The sequence below is a fragment of the Pelovirga sp. C15f genome, assembly GCF_057178085.1.
On record NZ_JBXUCV010000002.1, the window covers coordinates 519,068 to 532,164 of the forward strand.

The window sequence follows — 13,097 nt, forward strand, 5'->3', positions numbered from 1 at the left end:
ACCAGTAAAAAGGGCCGGCAACTCCATAGAGGAACTGCCGACCCGGATGTTCTGTTTGCTTGTGATAAAGCTACAGTTTGATGGTGACGGTTTCCGTATATTCCTTCCACAGGAAGGGGTCGGAATCCATGGTACCATAAGGCAGGTACCACAGCTGAACCTTCAGATCCAAGGTTCTTTCTTCAACATCGTCGTCCGCAGGGAGTGTAATTTCAAAGTGCTCTTTGGCGGTCTTGAGCGGATGCAGGGCGGTATCGGCCACCATGCCGCTCTTCTCATAAGGACCGCGGCCCATCACCTTGCCGCGAGCGAATCGTTCAGGCACCGGCATGTAAAGCTTTTCATCAGCATAAACCTCATCCCCATCTTCATCTGTTGCACTTACCGACAGAACCAGTCGGTTGGGGGTCGGTCAGCCATCGGGGATGCCGTGACCGGCATTATTGGTCAGGGCAACATCAATCATGACTTTGGGGTGAACACTGCGGGCATTACGCCAGACCATGGGGCGAACCTTGACTTTCCAGTCTACGGCCTTGTCAGCCATGGTCTGGGAACGGTAGCTCTGGATGTTATGACCCAGACCGCTCTCTTCCATGTGGCATTGCTGGCAGGTTTTATCACCACCGTTGGCGATGTAGGACCACAGGTAGCTGCCGTAGGCGGTGGCACACTGGGTCGGGTTGTCGAGCTCCAGGTTGGGACCTAAGCCATGACACTGACCACAGAGAATCGAGGCGTCCATGATCGGGCTGACCTTCATCTCGGTGAAGTGATCATCCGGATGGAAGCCTTCACTGAACCCATAGACGCTGCCGTCCTGGGGATAACCATCGGTCCACTTGTGGGTGATGGCCATACGGTTGTGGCAGACCAGGCAGTTGATATTGAGCTGCAACAGGGTTTCCTGATGCTTCTCGAAGGTCTCCATGTCGTCGTTCTGGTAGGCGTCCATCCAGTCAAAGACGGTGGCGACCAGCTCCTTGGCGACGGCATCGGTGGCATCGGCGAGTTGCGGCAGGTGACACTTGGCGCAGCCCATCAGGTGTTCGACTTCAACATCTTCAGGAGATTCAACACCGGAGTAGGCCCAGTCCATGAAGCCGTTGATAAAGGCGGTGCGGAAGGTGGCGGCGGTGCGGCCGGTACCGTACACTGAACGGGAATGGACCGACTGGGACCACTCTTCGTGTTTGTCCCCATGGCAGTCATAGCATGAGGAGGAATCATACATGGCAATCAGTTCATCCAGGGTGGTGGCTTTGCCTTTAACAGCGGCGATGGTGCCGTCTTTGCCGATTCCGGCAGCCTGGCCGGTAACCGGCAGAGCCAACAACACACCCATGACGAGCAGTGATGCCATGCATGACAAAAAGCTGAAGTAACTCTTTTTGGTCAGCATGGGCAGTGATGTCCTTTCCTTAATGTGTGCAATGGAATGATCAAACAATCAGATAGATTAAAATAGATAAAAAAGCGGGGCTGAGCGGCGTTAGCCGCAACAACCCCGCATAAGTGCTGTCAGAGCTTAGCAGCCCATCAGCATGCCACCACCTTTTTTAGGGGCTTTTTTTCCATCTTTGGATTCGAGTTCGACTTTGTCGCCTTCAGACAGATCAGAGGCTTTGCCTTTGTCGATTTCGATGGTGACGGTTTTGCCTTTGACTTCCTTGACGGTTCCGTACAGCTCAGCTGCGATAGCGGTACCAGCCAGGGCAAGCATCAAAGCCATCAGGGTAACAATGATTTTCTTGCTCATGTGTTTCTCCTTTCGTTGTGCAAAAAACGGCCTGCAGGCCTAACGGTCTACAGGCCGCGGGTTAGTTAGAATTAAAAGACAACCTGCAGCTGGGTGGTGAAGGTTTTAAAGTCTTCCACGCCGGCGATTTCCTCGTCATAGTCAACCTGACTGTACTCCATGGTCAGTTTCAGGTCCTGGCCGCGGAAATAATAGTTGAAACCAACGCCGGTCCAGTCGACTTCCTGGTCGATACAATTGTCAAGGTTGGCAAACGACCAGTTTTCAGCCCGGGCAAAGAACTGCAGGGGCAGGTTGGGCAACATATAGCCGGCCTTGATATAGCCACCGTTCTTCTCACCGGCAAGTCCGATAACACCGGCTTCCGGGTTGGCGCCCTGGTAGGCATCGTCCAGGTCGTAATCAACATAGGCACCGGATACGGTAAAGGTACCGATATCTTCAATGGGATACTCGAAGAACACATCAACCGTCCAGGCGCTGTAATCAACTGCATCACCGCTGACAGTGTCAGAATAAGCGACATCATTTTCAAACTGGTAGGCAGCTCCGATGGTCAGGACCTTGCGCTCCCCCATGTAGGTTCCGCGATAGCCATAGCCGGTTTCCGGGTCCAGCAGTGAAACGTGAGCACGGGCAGTGTAACGGAAGTTGGATTCGGGGGCGGAAGCTGAGTCGTTGCGACCATTCATGACATCAAGACGATACTGGAACATGTCGTTAAAAAGGTTGCCCCAGACAGCAACACCTTTGTCGCGGGTTCCTTCGCTGGCCAATGGAGCGCGCAGCAGAACGGAGCGATCAAGGGTCAGCGGCTCTTCACAGGATTCCAGGTTTTCACGGGTCAGGTTGTACTTGAATTTACCTACCCAGACGTTGACAGCCGAGCTGTGTTGGAAACGAAAGACTGCATCGAGAAACTGGAAGTCGGATCCGCTGCCGTCGGTGACGTTAAATGCCGTAATATTGTTGTCTTCAGTAAACTCGGTCTGCACATACAGGCTGAAGTTCTGGCCATAGGCGCCCATCAACGCCAGGCGGTTGCGGCGGAAGTTGAACTCGTTGGTGCTGTCGTCGCCGTCCTCGCCGGAACCGTTGTCACGCATGTTGAATTGGAACTGGCCTTTATAATCCAGCTTCATCAATCCCTGATCGTCAGGGCCGAAGGTCCACACCGGGCCGGCTATCGCGGAACTTGCGATGAGGCACAGCCCTGCAACGATTGCACAGAGCAGGCTTGTTTTCTTGAATTGTGCCATTCTTGTACTCCTTTTTAGGAAAAGTTCTATCACTCTATGTAAGCATCAATGATGAATTCTTGGCGTTGTTGTCCGATATCAACATGGAGTGATGACATCATCACCAGGTGCCGGTGCTGATCCGCCGCCTGAGGCCCCGTCGTCGTCGGACATATACTCTGCATCCTGGGTTTCAATCTGGTTGAATTCAGGAGCTGTTACGTCGTTAAAGATCTGATACTCAAGGTTCAAGAATGGAATGATCGATGACGTATTGGCGGCGGCCGGAGCAAGCGAGCGTCCGAGTAAATTCACGTTCCAATCGTCGTCAATAGTTATATCGCCACCAGCCGCATCACCACGATATTGAGCCCATTGTCCGGAGGAACCGTCCCATACACCGATATTCAGGCCCATGATGGCATCGAGGGCGAAGAAAATCGGGGTGCAGGAGAGACCGGAACCACAATGGGTGATAATCGGCAGGTCACTGTTAAAACCATCGTAGGTGTCCAGAACTGCCTGGATTTCTGCCGGCGACTTAAAGAGTCCTTCGGGCGTGAAGTATGCAGATTGACCGGCAATCGGGTCGCCGAGGGTGTCACGAATGGATGTAGAGAGGACATAGAAGCTGGGGCCGTTGGGGAGAATGTTGTAGGCGATGTCGGTGCTTGCAGCGACATTGGCAACGTTGGTGTCCACCGCTTCAATAATCTCGCCGATGGAATAACGCAGGTCGGCTTGAAGTGTACCGTTGCTTTTGACGCTGAAGGTGTTACCCACGACTTCATCTGGGAAGTCGGTCGTCAGGCCATAGGCTACGTCCCAAGCGGGATTAAAGCCGTCAACAACTTTGATTTTCTCTTTTGGGAATCCCCAGTAACGCAGGGTAAAGTAAGCCAATGTAGCTTCATAGCTTCTGGGGGCACTGACAACGATGGTTGACAACTCATTGACGCCACTGCGCTGCAGTACCTCGTCCATTGTCTCGCCCGTCGATACCATGGCACTCTTCTCGGCAAGCCCTTCGATCCGGGTCTGTCTGATTTCATTCGTCAGCCAGTAGTGTGCTCCGGGGATTTTGGCATCGGCCTGATTACCGATATGAAGGACGACAACGTTGTCAGCCATATAGCCTGAGTTCACCAAACCGGCATCGATCCAGCTTTTAAGCTTGTCGACGCTGATCAGGGGAGTTGCCGTTTTGGTGGCGCGCTGGATTGTATGGTCGTCGTAGCTGTCCGATCCGCCGCCGCAACCGCCAACCAACAGGCCGACTGCGAGAATCAGGGCCAGAAGCAGGGAGAGCTTGCTCTGCTTCATCCAAGTGAACATTTTACTCATGTTACCTCCTTTGCAAAAAGTGCAGGTTGGTGAAGAGCCTCTTATTTATGCTGTGACAGGGAGAACTCTTCGCTGTTTTTTAAATTTCGACAGGAACCATCTATCGAAACATCGCTTTGGGTTGTAGCCATTCTATCTGAAAAACCGGTGTTACGGGCCATTTCCTCTTGGAGCCTGGAGTAGGACAGCTGATCAAAATGGAAACACATACTGTCTCTGAATGAATATTCGATCATTGTTGCGGCGATACTTTCCCCTGGCGATCTTCAATATGCAAACCCATTTATGTAAAAAAGTTGAAACCGACTGGATGTCGGGCGCTATCGATATATTATGCAGGGTCTAAATTCGCCGATAAGGTATCAGGGTCAGGTGCCCGCAGTCAATGAAAAAGCAGTATATTCTTAAAACTTTTTATTATTCAAATAGGCATATATTGTGTTTGAAAAAGGGCATAGAGAAAGCGGTGGTGAGACTGCTCATTTACGAGTAAAACCATCTGTTTTGCAGCCCCTGAACCTGAGCTAGCAGGTCAATTAGGCTTCAGTAGGTTTCCCCTGATGTTGTGTCGTTCCCCCAGGACTGCCACCCTTTGAAACGGGGGACCCAGTCGGAGTTGGTTGATTCCGGTTCGCCGGGTTCGTTGTGGCCGGGGGTTGCCATCGGCGAAGAGGGCTTTGTCGGAGCGATGGAATCTGTGGCGGGGGCTGGTGTTGTCTGAACCGGGGCAATTGCGGTGTGCTGATCGGTTGGTTGCGGTGTGGTCGTCATGGCTTTGCCGGCTTGTTTGCGCAGATCCTTCACCATCAGGGCAAGCCCATGCTTCGGATTCTGGGTCGGTGCCAGTTGGTAGCGGCTACGTGCCAGCTCAGCACCGCTGGAACGATCATAAAGACGTAGCAGCAAGGTTTTGGGCCAGGTAGTCTCTTCACCGGTTTCTGCAATGCCGGTGCCTTCAGTGACTTCAAGGGTTGCTGACAGGTCGGCAGTCTGCTGATTGTGTTCGACCGGCACCAGGCCCCATCCTGCCAATTGTTCGGCAACCAGAGGCCGCAGCTCCCAACGATCCGGCTCAGTGACGGAAACTTCGACATGACGGTAACGTGTCCAGTCGATGTTGCTGCGGACATTGGTTTGCAGGGTGCTGCAGCCGGAAAGGATGAAAAGGATGATCAGGCCTGAGGCGAAAATTCTCATGGAAAAAATCCTTCTGGTGGTGTGCATTGTCGAGCCATGCCGATTCGGTTTGGCGTGAAGTTGATGTCCGTTCTGTCAACATGACAGGACTGTAGCTCAAATTTCTTGTTTTTGCCTGCTCTTTTTGTTCATATTGGTATTGTACGTGCCACACTATAAGATTCCCTTTGTGTGATCTGGAGGAAGAGTATGAAAACAGTTAAAGATATTCTGGCCGAAAAAGGCAAACGGGTTATCACGATTCAACAGGATAAGACCGTACTGGAGGCGTTGAAGTGTCTGGTTGAAGCTGGTATCGGCGCCATTGTCGTGGTGGATGAGTCCAACAAGCTTGCCGGTATTTTTTCAGAGCGCGATGTTATTCGTATTGTTGCGCAAAAGCAGGCTTCGGGGTTGCCGTTATTGGTGAAAGATGTCATGACCTCGAAGGTTACCTGTGTTGTCCCCGAGCAGACTGTCGATGAATGCATGGCGTTGATAACAGAAAAGCGTTTTCGTCATTTGCCGGTGGTGGTCGACGGTTCGCTGCAGGGTCTCGTATCGATCGGCGACCTGGTTAAGGCGGCGATTGCCGATAAAGAGTTTTTGATCCAGCAGTTGACCCACTACATCAAATCCGGGGGTTAAACGGCGTCGCAAAAAATCACCTCCTGCGGCCTTGCCTGTCAATAACGCGTTTTTTGCTGAGCCGTTTGCCTCAATCAAGGTTGATCGGTCCGTTAAGTTTTTGATGCTCTTAATACTGTTTCGAGCGCCCCGGCAACCTGTTCAGGGTTGAGGTCGGTGCAATCCTGGGTCAGCTGGGCGTACTTTTCGTAGAGGGGCACGCGCTGTTGGTAAAGATGGGCAAGGGTTTGCCCTTTGTGCATTACCAGACCGCGCTGGCCCATATCGGCAAGGCGCTGTTCAAGGTCGGTTAATGGCACCTGCAGATAAACGAAAAGCCCTTGGGCCGCCAGGGCCGCCATCCCCCTGGGGCAGTAGATCACCGAGCCGCCGGTAGCAATGACGCTGTTTTGGGTATCGAGAGCGATCAAGGTCTGTTCTTCGATTTCACGGAAACGCGGTAACCCTTGGGTATCGATGATCTGCTGCAGCCGCATCCCGCAGTGAGACTGAATCAACAGGTCGGTGTCGATAAAATCGAAGCCGAGGCGTTTGGCGAGGATGACGCCGACGGTGCTTTTTCCCGCGCCGGGCATGCCGATCAGTACAATATTTTTGTTCATTATTTTTATCCTACAGGAGATCCCATGAATCTGATCGCTATTAACGGTAGCCCGCGACCACAGGGCAACACTAATCTATTGTTGAAAACTGTTTGTGAACCCCTTGAAGAAGCGGGAATCAATACCCGGATCATCCAGTTGGCTGGATCGCGGTTGCATGGCTGCACAGCCTGTATGAAATGCGTTGAGAACAAGAACCGTCGCTGTGTTATCGACTCAGACCCGCTCAACGACATTCTCCAGAAGATCTATACAGCCGATGGCATCGTCCTCGGTTCACCGACCTATTTTGCCGATGTTACCGCGGAAATGAAAGCGTTTATCGATCGCAGCGGCTTTGTCTGTCGTGCCAACGGTCACCTGCTGCGCCGCAAGGTTGGTGCCGGAGTGGTGGCGGTGCGCCGCGGCGGCTCGATGCACGCGCTGCAGACCTTGCAGAATTATTTTCTCATCAACGAGGTGATCGTTCCCGGCTCAAGCTACTGGAATATCGCCTATGGGCGCAATCCCGGTGAGGTCGCAAACGACACGGAAGGCATGGATACCATGCGTCGGCTGGGGGAAAATATGGCCTGGCTGATGGATAAGGTTTGTGGTTAAGGAACATAAGGAGGAATGACATGAATAAATCAGAAGACGATCAGGCCATGCCGATTGCTATCACCCTGGAGCCCGGCATCTATTTTCGCTGTACCTGCGGGAAATCGGACAGTCTGCCTTTCTGCGATGGTCACCATCAGGCCGGGGAAAAGATTCCGATCCGTTTTGCGATCACCGAGCGCGAGCGGGTCTACTTGTGTACCTGCGGAAAAACCGCCAATCAGCCTCATTGTGACGGGTCGTGCGGGGTTGCCCTTCCTTGATGGAAACGGTTCTTTTTTCGCTGTGGCAGAGTTAACCCGGCTGCTGCTCCCAGAACCAGTAAAAGGCAAAGATCAGCCCCGGGGTCTTGGCTTTGCTTTCGTCGTAGATAAAAGTTCTGGCGTCTTTGCAGGGGATGTATTCGAGCAGGATCTCTTCAGTGTGGATTCCGCCGCCATGATGGACTTTCATGCTGTCGTCGATTTCAGCGTAATACAGATGCTGCTTGTTGCCGCTGACGCCGACATTGGTGAAGAATGAGCTGATTTTGCCGATTTTTTCCAGCGGTACGGCGTAGCCGCATTCCTCATCGATTTCCTCGCGGGCAATCTGCTCCAGGGGTCCATCCTTGTCGACCAGTCCGGCGCAGAGTTCATAGGTGTACAGATGCTCCGGGTGGTTCATGTGCACTGCCGGCCGGAATTGTTTCACCAGCAAAAAAGCGTCCTTGTCGCGGTGATACAGCAGGATGGCAACACTGTCGTGGCACCTGACGGCTTCCCAGCTGCGCTGATTACCGTTCTGCAGGTAATGCAGACGAACCGGTTTGACGAACTGCCCTTTATTCAGCGGGGCGGTGTGAAAATCGGTGATGTCGAATGGCATGATGATTTCTTTATTGTGTGTAGGGGCACGGCGCGCCGTGCCCCTACAGGAACCGTTTATTCGGAAATCTTCAAAACAATTTTGCCGAAATGTTTATCTTCTTCCATCATGGTGTGAGCGGCGACAACCTCCTCCATGGGGAAGCTCTTTTCGATAATCGGCACAATGCTGCGATCGGCAAACTTCGGTAACGCGCGGCGGGTGAATTCGGCAACAATTTCCCCTTTTTCCGAGACCGGACGGCTGCGCAGCACCGAGCCGATAATCTGTTGACGCTTGACCATCATTAATGCCAGATTGAGCTCTGCCTTGATGCCGCTGATTACTCCGATGACCACCAGTCGGCCCTTGTAGGCAAGGGAGTTCATGTTGGGCTTGAGGTATTGCGCACCGACGTGATCGAGGATGACGTCTGCTCCTTTTTTGCCGGTGAACTCTTTCACTGCATCGCTAAAGTCAGGGGTGGTGGTATAGTCGATTACCAGATCGGCGCCGAGTTCCCTGACCCGTTCCATCTTTGAGGGATGGGCAGTGACAATCAGTTTGGCATTGGGGGTCAGGGTTTTGGCCAGCTGGATCGCCGCAGTATTGACGCCGCCGCCGCCGCCATGCAGGATGGCGGTCTGTCCATCTTCGAGGCCACCAATCATGAAGACATTCAGAAACGCGGTAATGTAGCTTTCATTGACGCAGGCAGCCTCTTCAAAGCTCATGGTGTCAGGGATTGGCATCAGGTGATTGGCGTAGGCCACGGCATATTCGGCATAACCACCACCACCGACCAGGCTCATGACCCGGTCTCCGACTCTCCATTTGGTGACGCCGCTACCGACCGCGGCGACGGTGCCGGCAACCTCAAGGCCGAGGATTTCCGAATCTCCGGGAGGCGGCGGGTAGTTGCCGACGCGCTGCACCAGGTCCGGGCGATTGATACTGGTGGCCACGACCTTGATGAGGACTTCGTTGTCTTTGGGTTGCGGTTTATCCAGATCGCCGACGGACATGACTTCCGGGGCGCCGAACTCTTTGATAAGAACTGCTTTCATGTGTCTCTCCTTTGCCGATTGAAATGATTAGTAATCAATATCAGTTTAAGACATAATGCCAGATTGATAAATAAAGCGGATTAACGACCCTGCAGTATAGTAGGATTAGCGGCAGGATTCAAATTACCAATCTCGCAAGGGCAGGTTTTTTGTGACAAAAGCATGGCGTTGCAGCGTCTGTGGCTATCTGCACGAGGGTCATTCCCCGCCGGAATTCTGCCCCTTGTGCCACGCCACGGCAGACAAGTTCGAACTGGTCGAGTCGGCTGTCGCTAACAGGTCACTTGTCGCGGGGCTCAAAGAAGAGTTACGCCAGATGCGGGAGACGTTTGCTCCGCACGTTGTTTCGGCCCATTTCCCGACAGCCCTGATCCCCACCTGTTGTTTGTTTCTGCTTCTTGCTATTATCTGGTCTTATCCGCCCCTCGATTTTGCCGCGTTTTCCCTGCTGATGGTGGCCGTGGCCGGTATGCCGCTGACGATGTTTTCCGGTTTTTTGTTGTGGCGGAGAACCCACCGGAAAGTTCGCAGTGTCATTGTTAACAGAAAAATCCGCCTGGCCTGGACCTTGCTGCTGGTTGCGTCGTTAACCTTGTCGTGGCGCTGGCTCTACCCGGATCTGGTGACAAAAGGCGGTATAGCGCTTGTCCTTTATCTGCTGCTGAACCTGCTGATGCTGTTATGTGTTACCCTTCTTGGTCACTATGGAGGGATGCTGTCCGCAACCAGGAGGAAATAAGCGCGGAAGGGGGACTTCTGAGTTTATTAAAAATAAATATTTTTTATTTTATCAAATGGTTGTAGAATCACTATCCTTAGGTTTTTTCAATCTTTTAGTAACCGATTGGAATATGAGCATTCAAGTAGGTTAAAAAGTGCCTTTTAATTTGCAGATATACCTCAATTATGTTCTGGTGATATTGGCGCTGGCCGCGGGTCTGGTTGCCGGTATGCTGGCCGGGCGCCTGATCCATTTGTCGTTCAGCGGTGAGCAGGGATACCAGCCGACAGCAGTGGTGCAAACGCTGGCGGTGCGTCAGCTGCAGGAGGAAGATCTGCAGGTGATCATCAACCGCAGCCTGTTCGATGCAGCCGCCATCGGTGCAGAGTATGTAAGGCCTGATGTGCCGGAAGTGGCAGCAGAAAGTGATATGGCTCAGGTTTCTGTCCGCAGCGAAAACCTCACCCTGCTCGGGACTGTCGTTGCCGGTGATGATTCGCTGGCATTGATCAACACCGGCAGCGAGGTCAAAGTGTATGGCCTGGGCGCTGAAATCGCCCCCGGGGTGACGGTTGACGCCATCGAGCGCAAAAAAATTGTGGTGCTTGAACGTGGCGAACGCCGTGAACTGCTGTTGGTTGAGGACCAGGTAGAGCCAGCGCGACCGACCGGCCGACGGCCGGCTACTGCTGCTGCGCCGGCGCCAACTGCGGCGCGAGGTGGCGTTGTTGACCTCGGCGAAGGGCGCTTTCGTGTTGATCGCGGGATGGTTGACAGCGCGCGCAGCAATATGGGTGCCCTGTTACAGTCAGCACGGATGATTCCGCACATGGAAAATGGGCAAACTGCCGGATTCCGTCTGGTCGGTATGCAGCGCGGTTCCCTGCTTGAACAACTGGGTTTGCGCCTTGGTGACGTGGTCGTCGAAATTAATCAGGTCAAACTTGATAGCCCGGAGAAGGCGTTACAGATTTTTCAGCAGGTACGAGAGGCAAATAATATCAGCCTGGGGTTGATCCGGAACGGACAACCGCAGACATTTGAATACAGTCTTGATTAGGAGCTGATACGTGGAGAGAATAAAATATTTTCCGGCAAAGCTGCTGGTTTTCTGGTTGGTGATTTTTCTGCTGTGCCTGCCGGGTAGCGGTATTGCGACAGCGGCCGACGAGATGATGATAACTCTCGACTTTCAAAATGTTGAGCTGGTCGACATGATCAGCACCATCAGTGAGTTGACCGGCAAAAATTTTCTGTATGACGAAACGGTCCGCGGCAAGGTCAGTATTCTGTCGCCGGAGCCGGTCTCCCTTGATGAAGCGTATCGACTGTTTTTGACAGTGCTGCGGGTGAGGGGATTTACCGTCGTTCCTGCCGGGGAGGTTAACAAGATTGTCGCTCTGGCTGCTGCCAAGGAAGAAACGCTCCCCCTTACCAATCAGCGTGGGCTAGGTGATCAGCATGTCACCCGGATTCTCAGCTTGAAGCATCTTGATGCGACCGTTGCCGTAGAAACCCTGCTGCGTCCGTTGATGCCACGCACCAGCTATGTGGTTGCACATCAGGCCACCAACACGATTGTAATCAGCGACACTGCGGAGAATATCGAACGTTTAAACCGCCTGCTGACTATTCTGGATAAAACCTGGGACAGCGAACGAATTGAACTGGTGCCGTTGAAATTTGCTGTCGCTGCTGATGTCGCCGCATTGACCATGCAGATTCTCGAGGGAGATGACAGCATTGCAGCAGCTGCCGGTCGTGCCGCGCGTCAGGCCCAGACAGGTAAAAAGCGCGTTGCCGGCCAGATTATCCCTTACGAACGGACTAATACCCTGGCCTTGCAGGGGGAGCAGCTGTTTATCGATCAGGCTAAAGAGCTGATCGCCAAGCTGGATGTTGAGGTGGAGGCGGGGTTTACCGGGGTGCATGTCTATTATCTTGAGCATGCAGAAGCCGAACCCCTGGCCGAAACCATCAACCAGATTATTGCCGGCGCGGCCAGGGCGCCAACGGCCCCACGAGCGGCAGAAGGACAACAACAGGCGGCTGATCTGTTCAAGGATGTCAAGGTCACTGCCGACAAACCCACCAATTCTCTTATCATCAACGCCTCCCAGGATGAATTCAGGAATGTCATGTCCCTGATCGGTCAGCTCGACATCAAGCGCAAGCAGGTGTTTGTCGAAGCCCTGATTATGGACTTATCGATGAATGCTGTGCTGGAACTGGGCACTGCTTTGCAGGGAGCGGTCGATCTGGGTGATGATAGTATCATCAGTGTCGGTAGTGGTATGCCCCTGGGAGGGCCCAGCATTGTCGATCCCGCAACGAGTGTTCTGACCCAGGCAGTTGAGGGGATTTTACTTGGTGGGTTGTTTAACCCGATCTCTTACTCCGTCGGGGGTGTAGATTTCACGATCCCGGCGATATCGGCACTGATTAATTTGTCGCAGACGGATGATGATGTCAACGTCCTTTCGGCCCCTCGCTTACTGACCTCAGATAACGAGGAGGCGGAAATTATTGTCGGTGAGAATGTACCGATTATCACCTCACGTTCATCTACGACCGGTGGAGAAAATATTATCAGCGCTGTTGAGCGCCAGGATGCCGCGCTTATCTTAAGATTTACTCCGCAGATTACCGCGGGTGGGCTGGTACGGATGAAGATTCATCAGGAAATCAGCGGCGTCAAAGAGGTTGGCGGTGTTGGAACGGAGGACAATGTCGGTCCAACCCTCACCAAAACCCTGCTGCGTAATTCCATTGTTGCTCGTGATGGTGAAACGGTTGTGCTTGGTGGGTTGTTCAGAAATCAGATTACAAAAAATATCACCAAGGTCCCTTTATTGGGAGATATTCCGGTTCTTGGCTGGTTATTCAAATCGACCTCTGATCGTGAGGAAAAGCGCAGTCTGCTGATTTTTATTACGCCACGCGTTATTAACGATAGCGAAGATTTAGGTAGTCTGACGCGGGATACCCACAAGGATCTGCAGCTTTTTCGTTCTGAAGGCGGCAACGAAGCGTTTTTTGAAAAACAGCAGATGAAAACCATCGGGGATTTTGCCGTACCCCTGGAGAATTAGACCC

14 protein-coding genes are annotated in these 13,097 nt (G+C 52.8%); 6 read left to right on the plus strand and 8 right to left on the minus strand.

All coding sequences use genetic code 11. The annotated features are described in order from the left end of the window. Positions 1 to 70 precede the first annotated feature (70 nt). From extKL to AC1931_RS07630, 5 genes are all read right to left on the minus strand, one after another. Positions 71 to 1,363, minus strand: a complete 1,293-nt coding sequence (gene extKL, locus AC1931_RS07610; protein WP_483876932.1) for a multiheme c-type cytochrome (seleno)protein ExtKL — start codon at positions 1,361 to 1,363, stop codon at positions 71 to 73. A 165-nt stretch (positions 1,364 to 1,528) separates the two neighbouring features. Continuing rightward, positions 1,529 to 1,759: a selenite/tellurite reduction operon protein ExtJ gene (gene extJ / locus AC1931_RS07615; RefSeq protein WP_483876648.1), complete on the minus strand. Its 231-nt coding sequence runs from the start codon at positions 1,757 to 1,759 to the stop codon at positions 1,529 to 1,531. 71 nt (positions 1,760 to 1,830) lie between these two features. After that, positions 1,831 to 3,018, minus strand: a complete 1,188-nt coding sequence (gene extI, locus AC1931_RS07620) for a selenite/tellurite reduction operon porin ExtI (RefSeq protein ID WP_483876649.1) — start codon at positions 3,016 to 3,018, stop codon at positions 1,831 to 1,833. Between the two features lie 78 nt (positions 3,019 to 3,096). Beyond that, positions 3,097 to 4,341: a selenite/tellurite reduction operon rhodanese-like protein ExtH gene (extH, locus tag AC1931_RS07625; RefSeq protein WP_483876650.1), complete on the minus strand. Its 1,245-nt coding sequence runs from the start codon at positions 4,339 to 4,341 to the stop codon at positions 3,097 to 3,099. A gap of 543 nt (positions 4,342 to 4,884) precedes the next feature. Then, on the minus strand, positions 4,885 to 5,538 hold the full coding sequence (locus AC1931_RS07630; RefSeq protein WP_483876651.1) for a hypothetical protein: 654 nt from the start codon (positions 5,536 to 5,538) through the stop codon (positions 4,885 to 4,887). Between the two features lie 189 nt (positions 5,539 to 5,727). Here AC1931_RS07630 and AC1931_RS07635 point away from each other — a divergent pair, with 189 nt between their 5' ends. Continuing rightward, entirely contained in the window at positions 5,728 to 6,165 is a 438-nt protein-coding gene (locus AC1931_RS07635; protein WP_483876652.1) for a CBS domain-containing protein, read from the plus strand. 92 nt (positions 6,166 to 6,257) lie between these two features. On the opposite strand, the gene AC1931_RS07640 is transcribed toward AC1931_RS07635, so the two are convergent. After that, a complete protein-coding gene (locus AC1931_RS07640; protein WP_483876653.1) occupies positions 6,258 to 6,767 on the minus strand; it encodes a shikimate kinase in 510 nt (169 codons plus the stop codon). A 24-nt stretch (positions 6,768 to 6,791) separates the two neighbouring features. Here AC1931_RS07640 and AC1931_RS07645 point away from each other — a divergent pair, with 24 nt between their 5' ends. Together AC1931_RS07645 and AC1931_RS07650 are read left to right on the plus strand one after the other, a co-directional pair. Continuing rightward, the gene (locus AC1931_RS07645) at positions 6,792 to 7,367 is read left to right on the plus strand and encodes a flavodoxin family protein (protein ID WP_483876654.1); all 576 of its coding nucleotides are present in this window, start codon (positions 6,792 to 6,794) and stop codon (positions 7,365 to 7,367) included. A gap of 20 nt (positions 7,368 to 7,387) precedes the next feature. After that, entirely contained in the window at positions 7,388 to 7,630 is a 243-nt protein-coding gene (locus tag AC1931_RS07650; RefSeq protein ID WP_483876655.1) for a CDGSH iron-sulfur domain-containing protein, read from the plus strand. A gap of 31 nt (positions 7,631 to 7,661) precedes the next feature. Here AC1931_RS07650 and AC1931_RS07655 read toward each other — a convergent pair whose 3' ends face one another. Both AC1931_RS07655 and AC1931_RS07660 read right to left on the minus strand, forming a co-directional pair. After that, a complete protein-coding gene (locus AC1931_RS07655) occupies positions 7,662 to 8,234 on the minus strand; it encodes an NUDIX domain-containing protein (protein WP_483876656.1) in 573 nt (190 codons plus the stop codon). 56 nt (positions 8,235 to 8,290) lie between these two features. Then, positions 8,291 to 9,280, minus strand: coding sequence for an NAD(P)H-quinone oxidoreductase (locus AC1931_RS07660; RefSeq protein ID WP_483876657.1), 990 nt, complete (start codon positions 9,278 to 9,280; stop codon positions 8,291 to 8,293). A gap of 151 nt (positions 9,281 to 9,431) precedes the next feature. On the opposite strand from AC1931_RS07660, the gene AC1931_RS07665 reads away from it, so the two are divergent. From AC1931_RS07665 to gspD, 3 genes are all read left to right on the plus strand, one after another. Further along, positions 9,432 to 10,019: a rubredoxin-like domain-containing protein gene (locus AC1931_RS07665; protein WP_483876658.1), complete on the plus strand. Its 588-nt coding sequence runs from the start codon at positions 9,432 to 9,434 to the stop codon at positions 10,017 to 10,019. Between the two features lie 148 nt (positions 10,020 to 10,167). Continuing rightward, positions 10,168 to 11,061, plus strand: a complete 894-nt coding sequence (gspC, locus tag AC1931_RS07670; RefSeq protein WP_483876659.1) for a type II secretion system protein GspC — start codon at positions 10,168 to 10,170, stop codon at positions 11,059 to 11,061. Positions 11,062 to 11,071: 10 nt separating this feature from the next. Continuing rightward, positions 11,072 to 13,093, plus strand: coding sequence for a type II secretion system secretin GspD (gene gspD / locus AC1931_RS07675; RefSeq protein WP_483876660.1), 2,022 nt, complete (start codon positions 11,072 to 11,074; stop codon positions 13,091 to 13,093). The last annotated feature ends 4 nt before the right edge of the window (positions 13,094 to 13,097 follow it).

Bases quoted from the DNA above. Each gene is read 5' to 3' on its own strand.
- AC1931_RS07660 (WP_483876657.1), bottom strand. From the start codon at position 9,280: ATGAAAGCAGTTCTTATCAAAGAGTTCGGCGCCCCGGAAGTCATGTCC.
- AC1931_RS07630 (WP_483876651.1), bottom strand. From the start codon at position 5,538: ATGAGAATTTTCGCCTCAGGCCTGATCATCCTTTTCATCCTTTCCGGC.
- AC1931_RS07645 (WP_483876654.1), top strand. From the start codon at position 6,792: ATGAATCTGATCGCTATTAACGGTAGCCCGCGACCACAGGGCAACACT.
- AC1931_RS07635 (WP_483876652.1), top strand. From the start codon at position 5,728: ATGAAAACAGTTAAAGATATTCTGGCCGAAAAAGGCAAACGGGTTATC.
- extJ (WP_483876648.1), bottom strand. From the start codon at position 1,759: ATGAGCAAGAAAATCATTGTTACCCTGATGGCTTTGATGCTTGCCCTG.
- extH (WP_483876650.1), bottom strand. From the start codon at position 4,341: ATGAGTAAAATGTTCACTTGGATGAAGCAGAGCAAGCTCTCCCTGCTT.
- AC1931_RS07640 (WP_483876653.1), bottom strand. From the start codon at position 6,767: ATGAACAAAAATATTGTACTGATCGGCATGCCCGGCGCGGGAAAAAGC.
- AC1931_RS07655 (WP_483876656.1), bottom strand. From the start codon at position 8,234: ATGCCATTCGACATCACCGATTTTCACACCGCCCCGCTGAATAAAGGG.
- extI (WP_483876649.1), bottom strand. From the start codon at position 3,018: ATGGCACAATTCAAGAAAACAAGCCTGCTCTGTGCAATCGTTGCAGGG.
- AC1931_RS07650 (WP_483876655.1), top strand. From the start codon at position 7,388: ATGAATAAATCAGAAGACGATCAGGCCATGCCGATTGCTATCACCCTG.